The sequence below is a fragment of the Streptomyces sp. NPDC049040 genome, from assembly GCF_043197715.1.
In the GTDB taxonomy this organism is placed as follows: domain Bacteria; phylum Actinomycetota; class Actinomycetes; order Streptomycetales; family Streptomycetaceae; genus Actinacidiphila.
Window position 1 is genome coordinate 908,491 of the sequence record NZ_JBICTO010000002.1, and the last position, 16,137, is coordinate 924,627.

Genomic DNA, 16,137 nt, shown 5'->3' on the forward strand with positions numbered 1-16,137 from the left:
CTCCTCCCGCCATCACCGTCCTAGCCGGCGGCCCTCAGGCCCGCGGCGGCGGAGGGCGACCTCAAGCGCCGTTGCAGCCCGGCCTCGCGGCGGCGGAGGGGCACCCAGCGGCTCGGAGCCCGGCCCCGGCATGCCCCGCAGGCAGCAGTGGCCCCCGTGGCGGGAGCCGTGGGGGCCTGGGCTCCCCCGGGGTGGTTGCCCCAGGGGAGCCGGTGGGGTCAGGAGGGCTGGTCGCGGGTGGTGCGGCGGCGCAGGGGGGCCGCCAGGCGGTCCACGGTGCGGCCCACCCGCTCGGACGCCGCCGTGCTGGACGCGGACAGCCGCCACATCACCCGGGCGAAGGAGCGCGGGAGGTAGCGGGCCCGCAGCCTGGTGCTGCGCCCCGCGGCGGCGTGCAGCCCGGCACGGACGGTGTTCACGTCGCCCGCCAGCCCCGTCGCCGCCTGCGGCCTGGGGGCGTAGAGCGTGCGCTCGACCGCGGTGGCCAGCGAGTTCGCAGAAGCGGCGGCGGCACCGCCGAGCTGTCCCTGCGCGATCAGCCGGGCCATCGCCCGCCGTGGCGTCTCGGACTCGTCCGGCGGGATTCCGTAGTCCCATCCGGTGTCGAGCACCTCCTGCCATGCGGACAGCACGAGGCCTTCGCTCTTCTCCCGGCCGCCGCCGAGCCGTTTCGACCTGACCCGGCTGCGCCACATCAGCGGCAGCGTGGGCAGCAGCAGGACCAGCAGCGCGGCAAGGCCGAGGCCCGTGAACCGCAGCGCGTCGATGCCGCTGCCGCCTGAGCCGCCGCTGCCGGTGGCTGCCGCGGCGCCGCAGCTGGCGGGGCCGAGGTGGCGGTCGCCGCACTGCGAAGACGTGGACGGGTTCGGGCGGGGTGTCTGGCCGGTGCCGTGCTGCGTGGGGTCGGGGGTGTTGCCGCCCCCGGCGGTGCTGGTCGACACCGTGTACGACGGCGGCGAACCCCGGTAGGGCGTCGGCTCGAAGCGGGTCCAGCCGATGCCCTCGAAGTACAGCTCGGGCCAGGCGTGGGCGTCCTTGAACCCGACCGACATGGTGCCGGCGGAGGTCAGCGAGCCGGGTGTGAAGCCGACCGCGACCCGCGCCGGGATGTGCAGGGTGCGTGCCATGGCCGCCATGGTGAAGGCGAAGTGCACGCAGAAGCCCTGCTTGGTCTGCAGGAAGTGGGCGATGGCGTCCACGCCCGTACCCGACGTCGCCTCGGTGTTGTAGACGAACTGCCCGGAGGTGAAGTACTGCTGGAGGTCCAGCGCCCGCTGGTAGTCGGTGGTCGCGTTCCGCGTCACCTGCCGTGCGGTGGCCGCGACGATGCCGGGCAGCGAGCCGGGCACCTTCTCGTACTTGTCGGCGATCTGCCCGGTGGCGGGCGGCGCCGCCGCGAGCTGGGCGGCGGTCGGCTCCAGTTGCATGCTGGTGACCTGGTAGTGCAGTCCCGCGGTGGTCTGCCCGTCCTCGCCGATGACCATGCGGCCCTCGGGTTCGTAGCGCCAGTCCCCGTCGGCCTGCACCCGGAGCGCCGGATACGGCATCGGCAGCCAGCCCTGCTCATAGCCGCGGTCCACCGCGACGGAGGTGTCGACCTCGGTGTACCGGACGTCCCCTGCCTGGCCCTGCGGGGTCGGCAGCACATCGGGGATGTCCACCTTGTCGTCCTTGGAGGCCGACCACTGGGTGCCGTCGAACTGGTCGAGCGACAGGATCCGCAGGTACATCCCCCCGGCGTCGGGGGAGTCGGTCTTGTAGGTCATGACCTCGCGGTTGTCGGGCTGGTTCAGGTAGTCCTGGAGCGCGACCTCGGGGCGTACGGCCGTGGCATTGCCGATGCCGCCGCCGAGGCCGTCACCGCTGCCGCTGCCCTTGGCGTCCAGCAGGCCGCCGCTCAGCGAGGGCAGGACCGCGGGCAGCACCAGCGCGATGCCCAGCGCCATGGCCCCGATCCGCCGTCCGGTGCGCACCGGCGCCAGCGGCGCGCCGCCGCCCGCCGAGCCGGCAGGACCCGACCAGCCGCCCTGCCGTGGCGCGCCGCCGAAGACCCGGCCCCAGCGGGACAGCCGGTCGCGGCCCTCGGCGAGCAGCAGCAGCAGGTAGCCGGCGGCCGCGATCAGGAAGTACAGCCACTGGCTGCCGCCTTCCTCGAGTCCGGCGGCGACGGCGTAGAGCGCGAGCAGCGGGAGCCCCGCGGGCGCCGCGCTGTTGTAGGTCACCGCGATGGCGTCCACGGTGAGTGCTATCAGCACCACCCCGCCGACCAGCAGGAACCTGATGCCGGGGGTGACCGGGGCGGGGATGGCGAAGTTGGTGACGTCGGTCATCCCGTCCTGGACCAGCCGCCCGAACTGCCGGAAGGCCGTCGGCCCCGGCAGGACGCCGCCGATCGCCTGGTGCGGGGTGAACATCACCGTCAGCACCAGCACCGAGACCAGCAGTTGGGCCAGGACCGTCAGGGGCCTGGCCAGCGGCACCCGGCGGGCCGCGGCGCCCACACCCGCCTGGAGGGCCACGCACAGGATCGCCTTGAAGAACCAGCCGCGCGGGGTGGCCAGCGGCAGCAGCGCGGCCGCCGCCATCAGGGAGGCCAGCGCCGCGAACACCGTCAGCCGCGCACGTCCGCTCATGTCGTCGCCCCCGCTTCGTGCCGTCCCTGGGGGGAGTCCTGGGACTCCTCGCGTGAGCGGTAACGGTCGGCCCGCTGCCACAGTTCCGGCAGCGTGTCGCCGGCGGCGACCTCGACCACCGTCCAGCCCGCCTCGCGGAGCATGCGGACCGCGTGCCGGGTGCCGCCCTCCTCCTGCGCGGGTACGGCCTCCGCGTCGCCCGCGGGCACCAGCCGGCCGGCCGCGTCCCGCGCCACCCAGTCGTCGCTGTCCAGCACGAACGCCACCGCGCCGCCCGCCCGTTGCCGGATCCGGGCGACGCTCGTCGCCTGCTGCTCGTCCAGGTCGCCGAGGAAGGCCACTATCAGGCCCTCGGTCGCCGACCGGAGCGCCTCGTACGCCGGGGACAGGGTCTCGCCGTCGGAATGGGTCACCACCGCGAGGGTGTCGAGCAGCACGCCCGCCATGTCGGAGGAGTCGCCGCCGAAGCCCGCGGTGCCCTCGGGACCAGGCACGCTGCTGCCGGTGTCGGTCAGCAGCCGGACCGCATAGCCGCGCTCAAGCATGTGGGTGGACACCGACGCGGCGCCCGACACGGCCCATTCGAAGGCGGAGTCGGGCCCGGAGCCGAAGTAGGCCCAGGCCCGGGTGTCGAGCAGTACGGTGCAGCGCGCCCGGTGCGGCTGCTCCTCGCGGCGCACCATCAGCTCGCCGTACTTGGCGGTCGAGCGCCAGTGCACCCGGCGCAGGTCGTCGCCGTGCCGGTAGCCGCGCGGGATGACGTCGTCCTCGCCGGCGAAGGCCAGCGCCCTGGTGCGGCTCTCGCCGTAGCCGTTGGCCTCGCCCGCCAGCCTGACCGGCGGCAGCGCCTCGACCCGGGGGACGACGGTGAGGGTGTCGAAGGAGCTGAAGGAGCGGGTCAGCTCGCACATGCCGAACGGGTCGGTGAGCCGCAGTTGCAGCGGCCCGAGCGGGTAGCGGCCGCGCAGGTCGGACCGCACCCGGTAGGACACCTCGCGGTGGCCGCCCGGCTCGACGCGGTCGAGGACGAAGCGCGGGCGCGGCCCGAGGACGTAGGGCACCCGGTCCTGGAGCATCAGCAGCCCGGTGGGGATCCGCGAGACGTTGTCGACCCGCAGGTGCACGCGGGCCTCCGACATCGCGGGCACCCGGGAAGGGGACAGCCGGCGGCTGCCGGCGACCCGGTAGCGGGTGCGGTAGAGCACCCCGACGCACACCAGCGGCAGCATCGCCAGCAGCAGCCCGACCCGCAGCAGGTCGGGCTGCCCGAGGACGTACGCGCACACCGCGGCCGCGACGCCGGCGGCGACGAACGACCGCCCGCGGGTGGTGAGCCCGCCGAGCGCGGTACGGAAGCCGGTGCCGGAGCGCTGGGCGCCGGCGGGCCCGTCGATACCGCCGGGGTCGCCGGACCTCGGCGGTTGCGGGGGCTGCCGCGGCGGTTGCGGCGGCGGGGGCGGTGCGCCGGGGGCTGGGGTGGCCATCACAGGCCCCGCGCGCCCGGCATGCCCGGGCGGCGGCCGGCCGACGGGTCGGGCACCGGGACCCGCTGCAGGATCTCGGCCACGACCTGCTCCGGCGTGCGCCGGTTGAGCTGGGCCTGGGCGGTGGGCAGCAGCCGGTGGGCCAGCACCGCGGAGGCCAGCGCCTGCACGTCGTCCGGCAGGACGAAGTCCCGCCCGTCGAGCGCCGCGGAGGCCCTGGCCGTCCTGATCAGGTGCAGGGTGGCCCGCGGCGAGGCGCCGAGCCGCAGGTCGGGGTGGTCGCGGGTGGCGCCGACCAGGGACACCGCGTAGCGCCGCACCGGGTCGGCGACGTGCACCTGGCGGACCGCCTCGATGAGCTTGACGATCTCGTGGGCGTGGGCCACCGGCTGGAGGTCGTCGAGCGGCGAGACCCCGCCGTGCACGTCCAGCATCTTCAGCTCGGCTTCAGGGCTGGGATACCCGATGGACACCCGGGCGGTGAAACGGTCCCGCTGCGCCTCGGGCAGCGGGTAGGTGCCCTCCATCTCCACCGGGTTCTGGGTGGCGATCACCATGAAGGGGCTGGGCAGTTCGTAGGTGGTCCCGTCGACGGTGACCTGGCGCTCCTCCATCGACTCCAGCAGCGCCGACTGCGTCTTGGGCGAGGCGCGGTTGATCTCGTCGCCCACCACGATCTGCGCGAAGATCGCACCCGGCTTGAACTCGAAGTCCCGCTGCTGCTGGTCGAAGACGCTCACCCCGGTGATGTCGGAGGGCAGCAGGTCGGGCGTGAACTGGATCCTGCGCACGGAGCAGTCGATCGAACGTGCCAGCGCCTTGGACAGCATCGTCTTGCCGACGCCGGGCACGTCCTCGATGAGCAGGTGACCCTCCGCCAGCAGCACGGTCAGCGCGACACGTACGACCTCGGGCTTGCCCTCGATCACGTTCTCCACACTGCGGCGCACCCGGTCAGCCGTCGTGGTCAGATCGCTCAGGCTTGCGCGTGCATCAAAGGTCGTCACCCGGTACTCCTAGGCCATGTTCCACGGGACTCGGTCATCCCTGGACCGGCCCTCCCCGAATTGCGTGCCGCCCGCTGCGAGCGATGCGGTGCCGCACGTGCATTCTTCCCTTACGCGGCACTCCACGTCACTCGCCTGCCGTTACTTGTTCGTGATTTCGCGCAGCAGACCGGTGTGCACGTCGAAGACGAACCCCCTGACGTCGTCGGTGTGGGTGAGGAAAGGCGAGGTCCTGACCCTGGCCATGGACTGCCTGACGTCCTGGTCGGCGTCGGTGAAGGACTCGACCGACCAGGTCGGCCGCTGGCCGACCTCCTGCTCCAGTTCGGTGCGGAAGTCCTCGGTGATGCTCTGCATGCCGCAGCCCGTGTGGTGGATCAGCACGACCGACCGGGTGCCCAGGGCGCGCTGGCTGATCGTGAGGGAGCGGATCGTGTCGTCGGTGACCACCCCGCCGGCGTTGCGGATGGTGTGGCAGTCGCCGAGGGCGAGGCCGAGCGCCCTGTGCAGATCGATGCGGGCGTCCATGCAGGCCACGACGGCGACCTGGAGCACCGGCCGGGCGTCCATGCCCGGGTCGTGGAATTCGGCGGCGTACCGTGCGTTGGCCTCGACCAGCCGGTCGGTGACCGACGTGGCGGGGGTGGGGATCGAGGTCTCCGGCAGGCCGCTTGCGGCAGATATCGACATGTCTTCGACGGTAAGGCCCGGACCCGGCGGTCACCTGTTGTGAGATCTGACGAAACAGCAAAATAAGCGGTCAATCCCGCCGGGTGTGACGTAACCCACAGGGGTGCCACGGCGTGTCGCGAGGGTCGCCCGGCAGGGTGACTCGCCCGCGCCGGGTCAACGTTGACCGTGGAACATGGTGGAGTAAAGTGGCGCGAAGTGGAGCCCGACCAGATGGCGGAGCGGGAGGTGCGATGTTCCTCGGGACGTACGCCCCGCGCCTGGACGACAAGCACCGGCTGGTGCTTCCCGCCCGCTTCCGCGAGGCGCTGGCCGACGGTCTGGTGATCACCCGCGGGCAGGAGCGCTGCCTGTGCGTGTGGCCCGTCGAGGGCTTCAAGGCCGCCACGGAACAGCTGTCCGCGGCCCCGCTGACCTCGAAGTCCGCCCGCGACTACCTTCGGGTGCTGTTCGCCGGGGCGCACGACGAGATCCCCGACAAGCAGGGCCGGGTCACGGTGCCGCAGCCGCTGCGGGAGTACGCGGGACTGGTCCGCGACTGCGCCGTGATCGGTGCCAACTCCCGGGTGGAGATCTGGTCGGCGGCCGCGTGGTCCGACTATCTGACGGCCCAGGAAGACACCTTTTCGGCCCTGTCAGAGGAGGTTCCGCCCGGATTACTGTGAGCGCGGCCCCGCACCCGCGCGCAGCTCCCCGTTGCGAATCACCCGCGCGGACGTACGGCTCGGCCTCCTCCCGCTCCACCGCTCCGCTGGCACCACTTCCCCGGTGCCAGGGGAACGATTCTGCCGAGCGGGCGGGGACCAGGTTCTACGTCCACCCGCCGGCCGCCACCCCAGGGCCGGCCGCGCGCAAGCACCGTCCGAGAAGGGCCGGCCCCATGAGCGACACCTCCCCGCAGCCGCCGGAGCCGCGGCACGTCCCGGTGATGCTCCGGCGCTGCCTCGACCTGCTGGCGCCCGCGCTGGCGGAACCCGGCGCCGTGGTCGTCGACGCCACCCTCGGCCTCGGTGGGCACAGCGAGGCGCTGCTGAGCACCTTCCCCGCCGCCCGGCTGATCGCGCTCGACCGCGACCCCGAGGCGCTCAAGCTCTCCGGCCGCCGGCTGGCCGGCTTCGGCGACCGCGCCACCCTGGTGCACGCGGTCTACGACGAACTGCCCGACGTCCTGGACTCGCTGTCCGTGCCGCGCGTGCAAGGCGTGCTCTTCGACCTCGGCGTGTCGTCCATGCAGCTCGACGAGGCCGGCCGCGGCTTCGCCTACGCCCAGGACGCGCCGCTGGACATGCGGATGGACCAGACCACCGGGATCAGCGCGGCCGAGGTGCTGAACACCTACCCGCCCGGCGAGCTGGTCCGCATCCTGCGCGCCTACGGCGAGGAGAAGTTCGCCCGCAAGATCGTGGACGCGGTGGTGCGGGAGCGGGACGCCGAGCCTTTCCGCAACAGCGCCCGGCTGGTCGAGCTGATCAGGGACGCGCTCCCGCAGGCCGCCAAGCGCACCGGCGGCAATCCCGCCAAGCGCACCTTCCAGGCGCTGCGGATCGAGGTCAACGGGGAGCTGTCGGTGCTGGAGCGGGCGGTGCCCGCGGCGGTCGGGGCGCTCGCGGTGGGCGGCCGGATCGCGGTGCTCGCCTACCACTCCCTGGAGGACCGGCTGGTCAAGCAGGTCTTCGCGGCCGGCGCGGCGACCACCGCCCCACCGGGGCTGCCGGTGGTGCCCGAGCAGTACCAGCCGCGGCTGCGGCTGCTCACCCGCGGCGCGGAGCTGCCCACCGAGGAGGAGATCGCCGAGAACCGGCGGGCCGCGCCGGCCCGGCTGCGCGGCGCCGAGCGGATCCGCGAGGAGGCCAGGTGAGCCCGATCCGCGGCCGGACCGCAACCGCGGCCCGCGCGCCCTTCGTCATCCTTGTCGTGACACTGCTCGCCGGCGGCCTGATCTCGCTGCTGCTCCTCAACGCCGCGGTCAACCAGGACTCCTTCCAGCTGAACAAGCTCGAGAAGGAGACCACGGGGTACACGGACGAGCAGCAGCAGCTCCAGCAGGAGGTCGATCAGTACGGCGCCCCGGGCACGTTGGAGCGCAAGGCCCGGGAGCTGGGCATGGTCCCCGGCGGCAACCCGGCCTTCCTGGGACCCGACGGTTCGGTCCTCGGCACGCCCGACCGGGCGACCGCCGCGCCGAAGCCCAGGCCGACGACGTCGTCGGTGACCGTGGCTCCTCCGGCGGGGACAGCGCCGCCCAACCCTCCGACGACGCCCCCTGGCAGGTGACCGCGATGCCCCGCACGGCCCCACCGTCTTGCCGCGCATTTCCACCCCGGGCGCTCCACCCGGCGACCCCAGGGCCGGCGCCGCGCCTGACCCGCAGCAGTGCCGTCGTGCCCTGGGGCGCCCCCGCAGCGGGCGCCGCCCGCCGTGGCGTTCGGGGCCGCGGCCCGGCCGGGCCGCGGTGCCCACGCGGCCCGCTTCCCCTGCCGCCGAGTGCCCGCTTCAGGGACGCCCGGTGAGCGCCCCCCGCCCGCCGGGGGACGGCCGCCCGCGCCCGCGGCGCCCCGACGAGCCCAGGCCCCGCGGCGGAGAGCCCAGGCCCAGGGAGCAGGGGCCGCGGCAGGGGGAGCCCAGGCCGCGCCCCGCCGAGGGCCGGCCCCGCCAGGGAGAGCCGAGGCCCCGCCGCGAGCAGCCGAGGCAGCCGCCCGCCGAGGGCCGCCCGCGCCGCGCGGAGGCAGGCGCCAGGCCCCCGCAGGGGCGGCCGCGACCGGCCAGGCGTCCCGTGCCGCCCCCGCGGCGGCCCAGGCCGCCGCGCACCATGCGGCTCGGCCGCCCCCGCCCCCGGCTGCGCCTCGTGGCGGTGGCGCTGACCGTGGTGATGGGCGTGTTCGTGGTACGGCTGCTCCAGGTGCAGGCCGTCGACGCGTCCGCGTACGCCTCCAAGGCCGCGGTGAACCGCTGGGTGACGCACGACGTCACCGCCGACCGCGGCACGATCACCGACCGCTCAGGCGTGGCCCTGGCCACCACCGTCGACGCGTACGACATCACCGCGGACCCGTATCTCTTCACCCCGGCGCAGGCCGAGGTGAAGGACGCGCCGGCCCAGGCGGCGGAGCTGCTCGCGCCGATCGTCGGCGGCGACCCCACGACGATCGCCCGGCAGCTGTCCACGCCCGGCTCCCGCTACCAGGTCCTGGCCCGCCAGCAGTCCCCGCAGGCCTGGAACCAGATCTCCGACCTCAAGAAGGCCCTCGCCGCCAAGGCGGTCAAGGAGCCTGGCGCCAACGTGCTCGCCGGCGTGTTCAGCGAGCCGCACACCAGGCGCGTCTACCCCGGCGGCGACCTGGCCGCGGGCGTGCTCGGCTTCGTCAACGGCAAGGGCGCCGGCGGCGGCGGGCTGGAGACGATGCTCGACAAGCAGCTCGCGGGCAGGAACGGCAAGATCCGCTACGCCCAGTCCAACGGCCGCCAGGTGCCCACCGCCGGCGTACAGGAGCATCCGGCGGTGCCGGGGTCCGACGTGGAGCTGACGCTCGACCGGGACATCCAGTGGGCCGCCCAGAGCGCGATCACCGCCCAGGTGAGCAAGTCCGAGGCCGACCGCGGCTACGTCACCGTGATGGACAACAGGACCGGCGAGGTGCTGGCGATGGCCGACGCCCCCGGCTTCGACCCCGGCGACCTCACGCACGCTGACCCCTCGGCGCTCGGCAACGCCGCGATGCAGGACGCGTACGAACCCGGCAGCGTCAGCAAGCTGATGTCGATGGCCGCGATCATCGACACCGGCACCGCGACGCCCACCACCCGCGTCACCGTGCCCGGCACCCTGCCGCGCGCGGACCGGGTCTTCCACGACGACGTCGACCACGGCACCTGGTATCTGACGCTCAACGGCGTGCTGGCCAAGTCGAGCAACATCGGCACGATCGAGGCCACCGGCCAGCTCGGCAAGACCCAGCCGCAGGCCAACCAGGTGCTCTACTCCTACCTGAAGAAGTTCGGCATCGGCGAGCCCAGCGGCATCGGCTTCCCCGGCGAGACCCCCGGCATCCTGGCCAAGCCGCAGGACTGGAACGCCTCGCAGCAGTACACGATCCCCTTCGGCCAGGGCCTGTCGCTGAACGCCCTCCAGGCCACCTCGGTCTACGCGACCATCGCCAACGGCGGCGTCCGGGTCGAGCCCAGCCTGATCCGCGGCATCACGGGACCCGACGGCCGCTTCGTGCCCGCCGCGCCGCCGAAGAAGACCCGGGTGGTCAGCACGCAGACCGCGAAGACGCTGTCGACGATGCTGGAGTCGGTGGTCGGCAGCGAGCAGGGCACCGGGGTGAACGCCCGGATCGACGGCTACCGGGTCGCGGGCAAGACCGGTACGGCCAACCGGGTGGACCCGAAGACCGGCACGTACAAGGGCTACACGGCGTCCTTCATGGGCTTCGCGCCCGCCGACAACCCGCGGGTCACCGTCTCCTGCGTCATCCAGAACCCGACCAGGGGCAGCTACTTCGGCGGCTCCATCTGCGGCCCGGTCTTCAAACAGGTGATGGAATTCGCCCTCAAGACGCTCCAGGTGCCGCCGTCGGGAGTCCCGGCGCCCAAGCTGCCGATCACCTTCGACCCGGGGGAGCCCGCCGCCCCGGCCACCGGCACCAAGGTGCGGTGATCATGCCAGGCACAGGACGCGACCTGCAAGGCGCGGCGGGTGGCCCGGCCCGCGACCCGCGCCGGCCCCGGCCGGCCCGTTTTGGCCCGGAGCACGGCCAGCCCGGTAACCTCACCGCCGTGCCCAACCCTGATCAAGCCACCCTCACCCAGCCGGGCCCGCCGCGCCCGACGCGGGTCTACCCGAAACCGCTGGCCGACCTGGCCCGGCGGCTCGGAGCACCGGACCCCGGCGGTGACACCGCAGTCACCGGCATCACCCACGACTCGCGCGCGGTACGCCCGGGCGACCTCTACGCCGCACTGCCAGGCGCCCGCTTCCACGGCGCCGACTTCGCGGCCCAGGCGGCCGCGGCCGGCGCCGCGGCCGTGCTCACCGACCCGGCGGGCGCCGACCGCGCCGCGGCGACCGGCCTGCCGGTGCTGACCGTCCCCGACCCGAGGGCGGTGATGGGCGAGCTGGCCGCGGCCGTCTACGACGAGCCCGGCGAGGCGATGCTGCGGATCGGCATCACCGGCACCTCGGGCAAGACCACCACCGCCTACCTGGTCGAGAGCGGCCTGCGGGCCGCCACCGGCGGCGGCACCGGCCTGGTCGGCACCGTGGAGACCCGGATCGGCGACACCCGCATCAAGAGCGAGCGCACCACCCCGGAGGCCACCGACCTCCAGGCGCTGTTCGCGGTGATGCGGGAGCGCGGTGTCGCCTCCGTCGTGATGGAGGTCTCCAGCCACGCCCTGCGGCTCGGCCGGGTCGACGGCGCGGTCTTCGACGTGGCGGTCTTCACCAACCTCAGTCCCGAGCACATGGAATTCCACTCCGGCATGGAGGACTACTTCCAGGCCAAGGCGCAGCTGTTCACCCCGCGCCGCAGCCGGCTCGGCGTGGTCAACCTCGACGACGAGTACGGACGCCGGCTGGTCGCCGAGGCCACAGTGCCGCTGGTGACGTACTCGGCGCAGGGGCGGCTCGACGCCGACTGGCGGGCAGAGGACGTCGAAGCGGACCTGATGGGCAGCACCTTCACCGTCATCGGGCCCAAGGGCGAGCAGCTGCGGGCCACCGCACCGCTGCCCGGCCCCTTCAACGTCGCCAACACCCTCGCGGCCGTCACCGCGCTCGCCGCGGCCGGCCTCGACCCTCAGACCGCCGCGGAAGGCGTCGCTGCCGTCCCCGGGGTGCCCGGCCGCCTTGAACGCGTGGACGCGGGGCAGCCGTATCTCGCGGTGGTGGACTACGCCCACAAGACCGACGCCGTGGAGTCCGTCCTGCGGGCGCTGCGCACCACCACCAGGGGCCGTATCCACGCCGTCCTCGGCTGCGGCGGCGACCGCGACACCACCAAGCGCGGCCCGATGGGCGCCGCGCTGGCACGGCTCGCCGACACCGCCGTCCTGACCTCGGACAACCCGCGCTCCGAGGACCCGCTGGCGATCCTCGCCGCGATGCTGGCCGGGGCCGCCGAGGTGCCGGCAGGACAGCGCGCGCACGTCGTCGTCGAGCCGGACAGGGCCGCCGCGGTGGCCGCCGCGGTGGCCGCGGCGGAGCCGGGAGACATCGTGCTGGTGGCAGGCAAGGGCCACGAGCAGGGCCAGGACATCGCCGGAGAGGTGCGCCCCTTCGACGACCGAGAGGTGCTGCGCGCCGCGATCGAGAAGGACCGGAAAGCATCGTGATCCCCCTTTCCCTCGCCGAGGTCGCACGCGCGGTCGGCGGGAGCACGCACGACATACCGGACGACGGCCTGCTCGTCACCGGGCCCGTGGTCAAGGACTCCCGCGAGGTGGTGCAGGGCGCGCTGTTCGTCGCCTTCGCCGGTGAACGGGTCGACGGCCACGACTTCGCCGCCCAGGTGGTCGAGGCGGGCGCGGTCGCGGTGCTCGCCGCCCGGCCGGTCGGTGTGCCCGCGATCGTGGTCGACGACGTGCAGGCGGCCCTCGGCGCCCTGGCCCGGCACGTCATCGAGCGCCTCGGAGCCACCGTGGTGGCGCTCACCGGCTCCGCGGGCAAGACCAGCACCAAGGACCTGCTGGCGCAGCTGCTGGAGCGGCTGGCGCCGACCGTCTACACCCCCGGGTCGCTGAACAACGAGATCGGGCTGCCGCTGACCGCCCTCCAGGCCGACGAGGGGACCCGGCACCTGGTGCTGGAGATGGGCGCCCGCGGTGTCGGCCACATCGCGTACCTGACAGGTCTGACGCCGCCGCGGATCGGCGCGGTGCTGAACGTCGGCAGCGCCCACATCGGCGAGTTCGGCGGCCGGGAGCAGATCGCCCAGGCCAAGGGGGAACTGGTCGAGTCGCTGCCGGACGCCGCCTCCGGAGGCATCGCCGTACTCAACGCCGACGACCCGCTGGTGCTGGCCATGGCGGACCGCACCAAGGCCCGGGTGGTGCTCTTCGGGGAGAGCGAGCAGGCCCACGTGCGGGCCACCGACATCACCCTCAACGACCGGGGTCAGGCGGTCTTCCGGCTGCGAACCCCCACCGGGTGCGCCGACGTGACCTTGCGCCTGTACGGTGAGCATCACGTGTCGAACGCGCTCGCCGCAGCCGCCGTCGCCAGTGAACTCGGCATGCCCGCCGAGGAGATCGCCATCGCGCTCTCCGCGGCAGGATCGCTCTCGCACTGGCGGATGGAGGTCACCGAGCGCCCCGACGGCGTGACGGTCGTCAACGACGCCTACAACGCGAACCCCGAATCCATGAGGGCAGCCCTGCGCGCACTCGCCGCGATGGGCAGGTCCGCACAGGCCGCGGGGGGACGGACGTGGGCGGTGCTGGGAAAGATGGCCGAACTGGGCGGGGAAGCTCTCGCCGAGCACGACGCGGTGGGGCGGCTGGTCGTCCGGCTCAACGTCAGCAAGCTCGTTGCGGTCGGCGGTACGGAAGCCGCGTGGCTGCAAATGGGCGCCTATAACGAGGGTTCGTGGGGTGAGGAGTCGGTGCACGTGTCCGACGCGGAGGCGGCGATCGACCTGTTGCGCGCAGAGGTGCGCCCAGGTGACGTCGTGCTGGTGAAGGCATCACGGTCGGTCGGCCTCGAGGCCGTCGCCCTGGCGCTGACCGGGGGCGGTCCGGGCGATCTCGGCGGTTCGGCGGCCCGTGAGGGTGCCGCGCGATGAAGCAGATCCTCGTCTCCGGGGTGATCGCGCTGTTCCTGTCGCTGATCGGCACCCCGCTGCTGATCCGGCTGCTCGCCCGCAAGGGCTACGGCCAGATGATCCGCGACGACGGCCCGCAGGCCCACCACAGCAAGCGCGGCACGCCCACCATGGGCGGCATCGCCTTCATCCTGGCCACCCTGATCGCGTACGCCTCGACCAAGCTGATCACCGGCGACAAGCCGTCGATGTCGGGCGTGCTGGTGCTGTTCCTGACCGCGGGACTCGGCCTGGTCGGCTTCCTCGACGACTACATCAAGATCGTCAAGCAGCGCAGCCTCGGCCTGCGGGCCAAGGCGAAGATGGCGGGCCAGCTCATCGTCGGCATCACCTTCGCGGTGCTGGCGCTGAACTTCCACGACTCGCGCAACCAGACCCCGGCCTCCACCAAGCTGTCCTTCACCTCCGACTTCGGCTGGTCGATCGGCCCGGTGATCTTCGTGATCTGGGCGCTGTTCATGATCCTGGCGATGTCCAACGGCGTGAACCTCACCGACGGCCTCGACGGCCTGGCCACCGGCGCCTCGGTGATGGTCTTCGCCGCCTACACCGTCATCGGCGTGTGGCAGTACGGCCAGTGGTGCGGCGCCCCGGTGAGCGCCAACGGGGCCTGCTACGAGGTCCGCGACCCGCTGGACCTCGCGGTGGTCGCGGCGGCCCTGATGGGTGCCTGCTTCGGCTTCCTGTGGTGGAACACCTCACCGGCCAAGATCTTCATGGGCGACACCGGATCGCTCGCGCTGGGCGGCGCCGTGGCGGGTCTGGCGATCTGCTCGCGCACCGAGCTCCTGGTGGCCATCCTCGGCGGCCTGTTCGTGCTCATCACCATGTCGGTGATCATCCAGGTCGGATCCTTCCGGCTGACCGGCAAACGCGTCTTCCGCATGGCACCGCTCCAGCACCACTTCGAGCTCAAGGGCTGGAGCGAGGTCCTGGTGGTGGTCAGATTCTGGATCATCCAGGGCATGTGCATGGCCGTCGGGCTCGGCATCTTCTACGCCGGCTGGGTGGCCGCCTCGTGACCACCGGCGGCGGGTACGAGGGCGTGCGGGTCACCGTCGCGGGACTCGGCGTGTCGGGAGTGCCCGCCGCCAGGGCGCTGCACTCGCTCGGCGCCCGGGTCACCGTGGTCAACGGCGTGGCGGGGGAGCGGCAGCAGGCCGAGGCCGCGGAGCTCGAGGCGCTGGGCGTCACCGTGCGCCTCGGCGACGGCGACACCCTGCCCGAGGGCACGGAGCTGGTCGTCACCTCGCCGGGCTGGAAGCCGTCGAGCCCGCTGTTCGCCGCCGCGCGGCAGGCCGGCGTCGAGGTCATCGGCGACGTCGAACTGGCCTGGCGGCTGCGCGGCCCGGACGCCGCGCCCTGGCTTGCCGTCACCGGCACCAACGGCAAGACCACCACGACCCGGATGCTCGCCGCCATCCTCACCGCCGCGGGCCTGCGCACCGCCGCCGTCGGCAACATCGGCGTCTCGCTGTTCGACGTGGTACTCGGGGAGGAGCGCTACGACGTTCTCGCCGTGGAGCTGTCCAGCTACCAGCTGCACTGGGCGCCGGGCATCCGCCCGCACTCGGCCGCGGTGCTCAACCTGGCGCCCGACCACCTCGACTGGCACGGCTCGATGGCCGAGTACACCGCGGACAAGGGCCGTATCTACCACGGCAACAAGGTCGCCTGCGTCTACAATGCGGCCGACCCCGAGACCGAGCGGCTGGTCGAGGAGGCCGACGTCGAGGAGGGCTGCCGGGCGATCGGCTTCACCCTCGACGCCCCGCGCATGTCGGAGCTCGGCGTGGTGGACGGGCTGCTGGTGGACCGGGCCTTCGTCGAGGACCGCCGCAACAGCGCCCAGGAGCTGGCCGAGACCGCCGACGTCCAGCCGCTCGCCCCGCACAACGTCGCCAATGCGCTGGCCGCCGCCGCCCTGGCCCGCGCCTACGGGGTGCCGGCCGGCGCGGTCCGCGAGGGCCTGCGCGCCTTCCGCCCCGACGCCCACCGCATCGCCGAGGTCGCGGTGCTGGACGGGGTGACCTACGTGGACGACTCCAAGGCCACCAACACCCACGCCGCACAGGCCTCGCTGACCGCGTACGAGGGCGTGGTGTGGATCGCCGGGGGACTGGCCAAGGGCGCCGACTTCGACGGTCTCGTGGCCGCGGCCGCCGGGCGGCTGCGCGGGGCGGTGCTGCTCGGCGCCGACCGCGCGCTGATCCGCGAAGCCCTGGCGCGACACGCCCCCGAGGTGCCGGTGGTGGACCTGGAACGGACCGACACTGGGGCGATGTCCGCGGCAGTCGCCGCGGCACGGCAGCTGGCCGAGCAGGGCGACACGGTCCTGCTGGCACCCGCCTGCGCGTCGATGGACATGTTCACCAACTACAACCAGCGCGGCGACCTGTTCGCGGACGCCGTACGCGCCGCTCTGCCGGACACCGCGGCGCACTCCTAGCCGCCGCGGCCCCGCCCGGCGGGCAGCGGCGCACCGCACCGACGGAGGGGA

Annotated in this window: 12 protein-coding genes; 8 read left to right on the forward strand and 4 right to left on the reverse strand. The window is 73.5% G+C overall.

Annotated elements, in window-relative coordinates; genetic code table 11:
* Positions 1–218: 218 nt before the first annotated feature.
* From ACGFMP_RS08925 to ACGFMP_RS08940, 4 genes are all read right to left on the reverse strand, one after another.
* Positions 219–2,633 carry a transglutaminaseTgpA domain-containing protein gene (locus ACGFMP_RS08925; protein WP_393671235.1) on the reverse strand — a complete coding sequence of 805 codons (2,415 nt, stop codon included), beginning with the start codon at positions 2,631–2,633 and terminating at the stop codon, positions 219–221.
* On the reverse strand, positions 2,630–4,117 hold the full coding sequence (locus tag ACGFMP_RS08930) for a DUF58 domain-containing protein (RefSeq protein WP_393671236.1): 1,488 nt from the start codon (positions 4,115–4,117) through the stop codon (positions 2,630–2,632). The genes ACGFMP_RS08925 and ACGFMP_RS08930 overlap by 4 nt, the downstream gene beginning before the upstream one ends.
* Positions 4,117–5,124: an AAA family ATPase gene (locus tag ACGFMP_RS08935; protein ID WP_393671237.1), complete on the reverse strand. Its 1,008-nt coding sequence runs from the start codon at positions 5,122–5,124 to the stop codon at positions 4,117–4,119. The genes ACGFMP_RS08930 and ACGFMP_RS08935 overlap by 1 nt, the downstream gene beginning before the upstream one ends.
* Positions 5,125–5,265: 141 nt before the next feature.
* Positions 5,266–5,814 carry a beta-class carbonic anhydrase gene (locus tag ACGFMP_RS08940; protein WP_393671238.1) on the reverse strand — a complete coding sequence of 183 codons (549 nt, stop codon included), beginning with the start codon at positions 5,812–5,814 and terminating at the stop codon, positions 5,266–5,268.
* Positions 5,815–6,047: 233 nt separating this feature from the next.
* Between ACGFMP_RS08940 and mraZ the strand changes: the two genes are divergently transcribed.
* From mraZ to murD, 8 genes are all read left to right on the forward strand, one after another.
* Positions 6,048–6,479 carry a division/cell wall cluster transcriptional repressor MraZ gene (mraZ, locus tag ACGFMP_RS08945; RefSeq protein ID WP_393671239.1) on the forward strand — a complete coding sequence of 144 codons (432 nt, stop codon included), beginning with the start codon at positions 6,048–6,050 and terminating at the stop codon, positions 6,477–6,479.
* A 215-nt stretch (positions 6,480–6,694) separates the two neighbouring features.
* Entirely contained in the window at positions 6,695–7,672 is a 978-nt protein-coding gene (gene rsmH / locus ACGFMP_RS08950) for a 16S rRNA (cytosine(1402)-N(4))-methyltransferase RsmH (RefSeq protein ID WP_393671240.1), read from the forward strand.
* Positions 7,669–8,088, forward strand: coding sequence for a hypothetical protein (locus ACGFMP_RS08955; protein WP_393671241.1), 420 nt, complete (start codon positions 7,669–7,671; stop codon positions 8,086–8,088). The genes rsmH and ACGFMP_RS08955 overlap by 4 nt, the downstream gene beginning before the upstream one ends.
* Before the next feature lie 535 nt (positions 8,089–8,623).
* Positions 8,624–10,474 (forward strand): peptidoglycan D,D-transpeptidase FtsI family protein, encoded by a 1,851-nt coding sequence (locus ACGFMP_RS08960; protein ID WP_393671243.1) that lies wholly within the window; start codon positions 8,624–8,626, stop codon positions 10,472–10,474.
* Between the two features lie 2 nt (positions 10,475–10,476).
* Positions 10,477–12,150, forward strand: a complete 1,674-nt coding sequence (locus ACGFMP_RS08965) for a UDP-N-acetylmuramoyl-L-alanyl-D-glutamate--2,6-diaminopimelate ligase (protein ID WP_393671244.1) — start codon at positions 10,477–10,479, stop codon at positions 12,148–12,150.
* Entirely contained in the window at positions 12,147–13,598 is a 1,452-nt protein-coding gene (gene murF, locus ACGFMP_RS08970; RefSeq protein WP_393671245.1) for a UDP-N-acetylmuramoyl-tripeptide--D-alanyl-D-alanine ligase, read from the forward strand. Before ACGFMP_RS08965 ends, murF begins: the two co-directional genes overlap by 4 nt.
* Positions 13,595–14,659 carry a phospho-N-acetylmuramoyl-pentapeptide-transferase gene (gene mraY / locus ACGFMP_RS08975; protein WP_393671246.1) on the forward strand — a complete coding sequence of 355 codons (1,065 nt, stop codon included), beginning with the start codon at positions 13,595–13,597 and terminating at the stop codon, positions 14,657–14,659. The genes murF and mraY overlap by 4 nt, the downstream gene beginning before the upstream one ends.
* A complete protein-coding gene (gene murD, locus ACGFMP_RS08980; RefSeq protein WP_393671247.1) occupies positions 14,656–16,086 on the forward strand; it encodes a UDP-N-acetylmuramoyl-L-alanine--D-glutamate ligase in 1,431 nt (476 codons plus the stop codon). Before mraY ends, murD begins: the two co-directional genes overlap by 4 nt.
* Positions 16,087–16,137 lie beyond the last annotated feature (51 nt).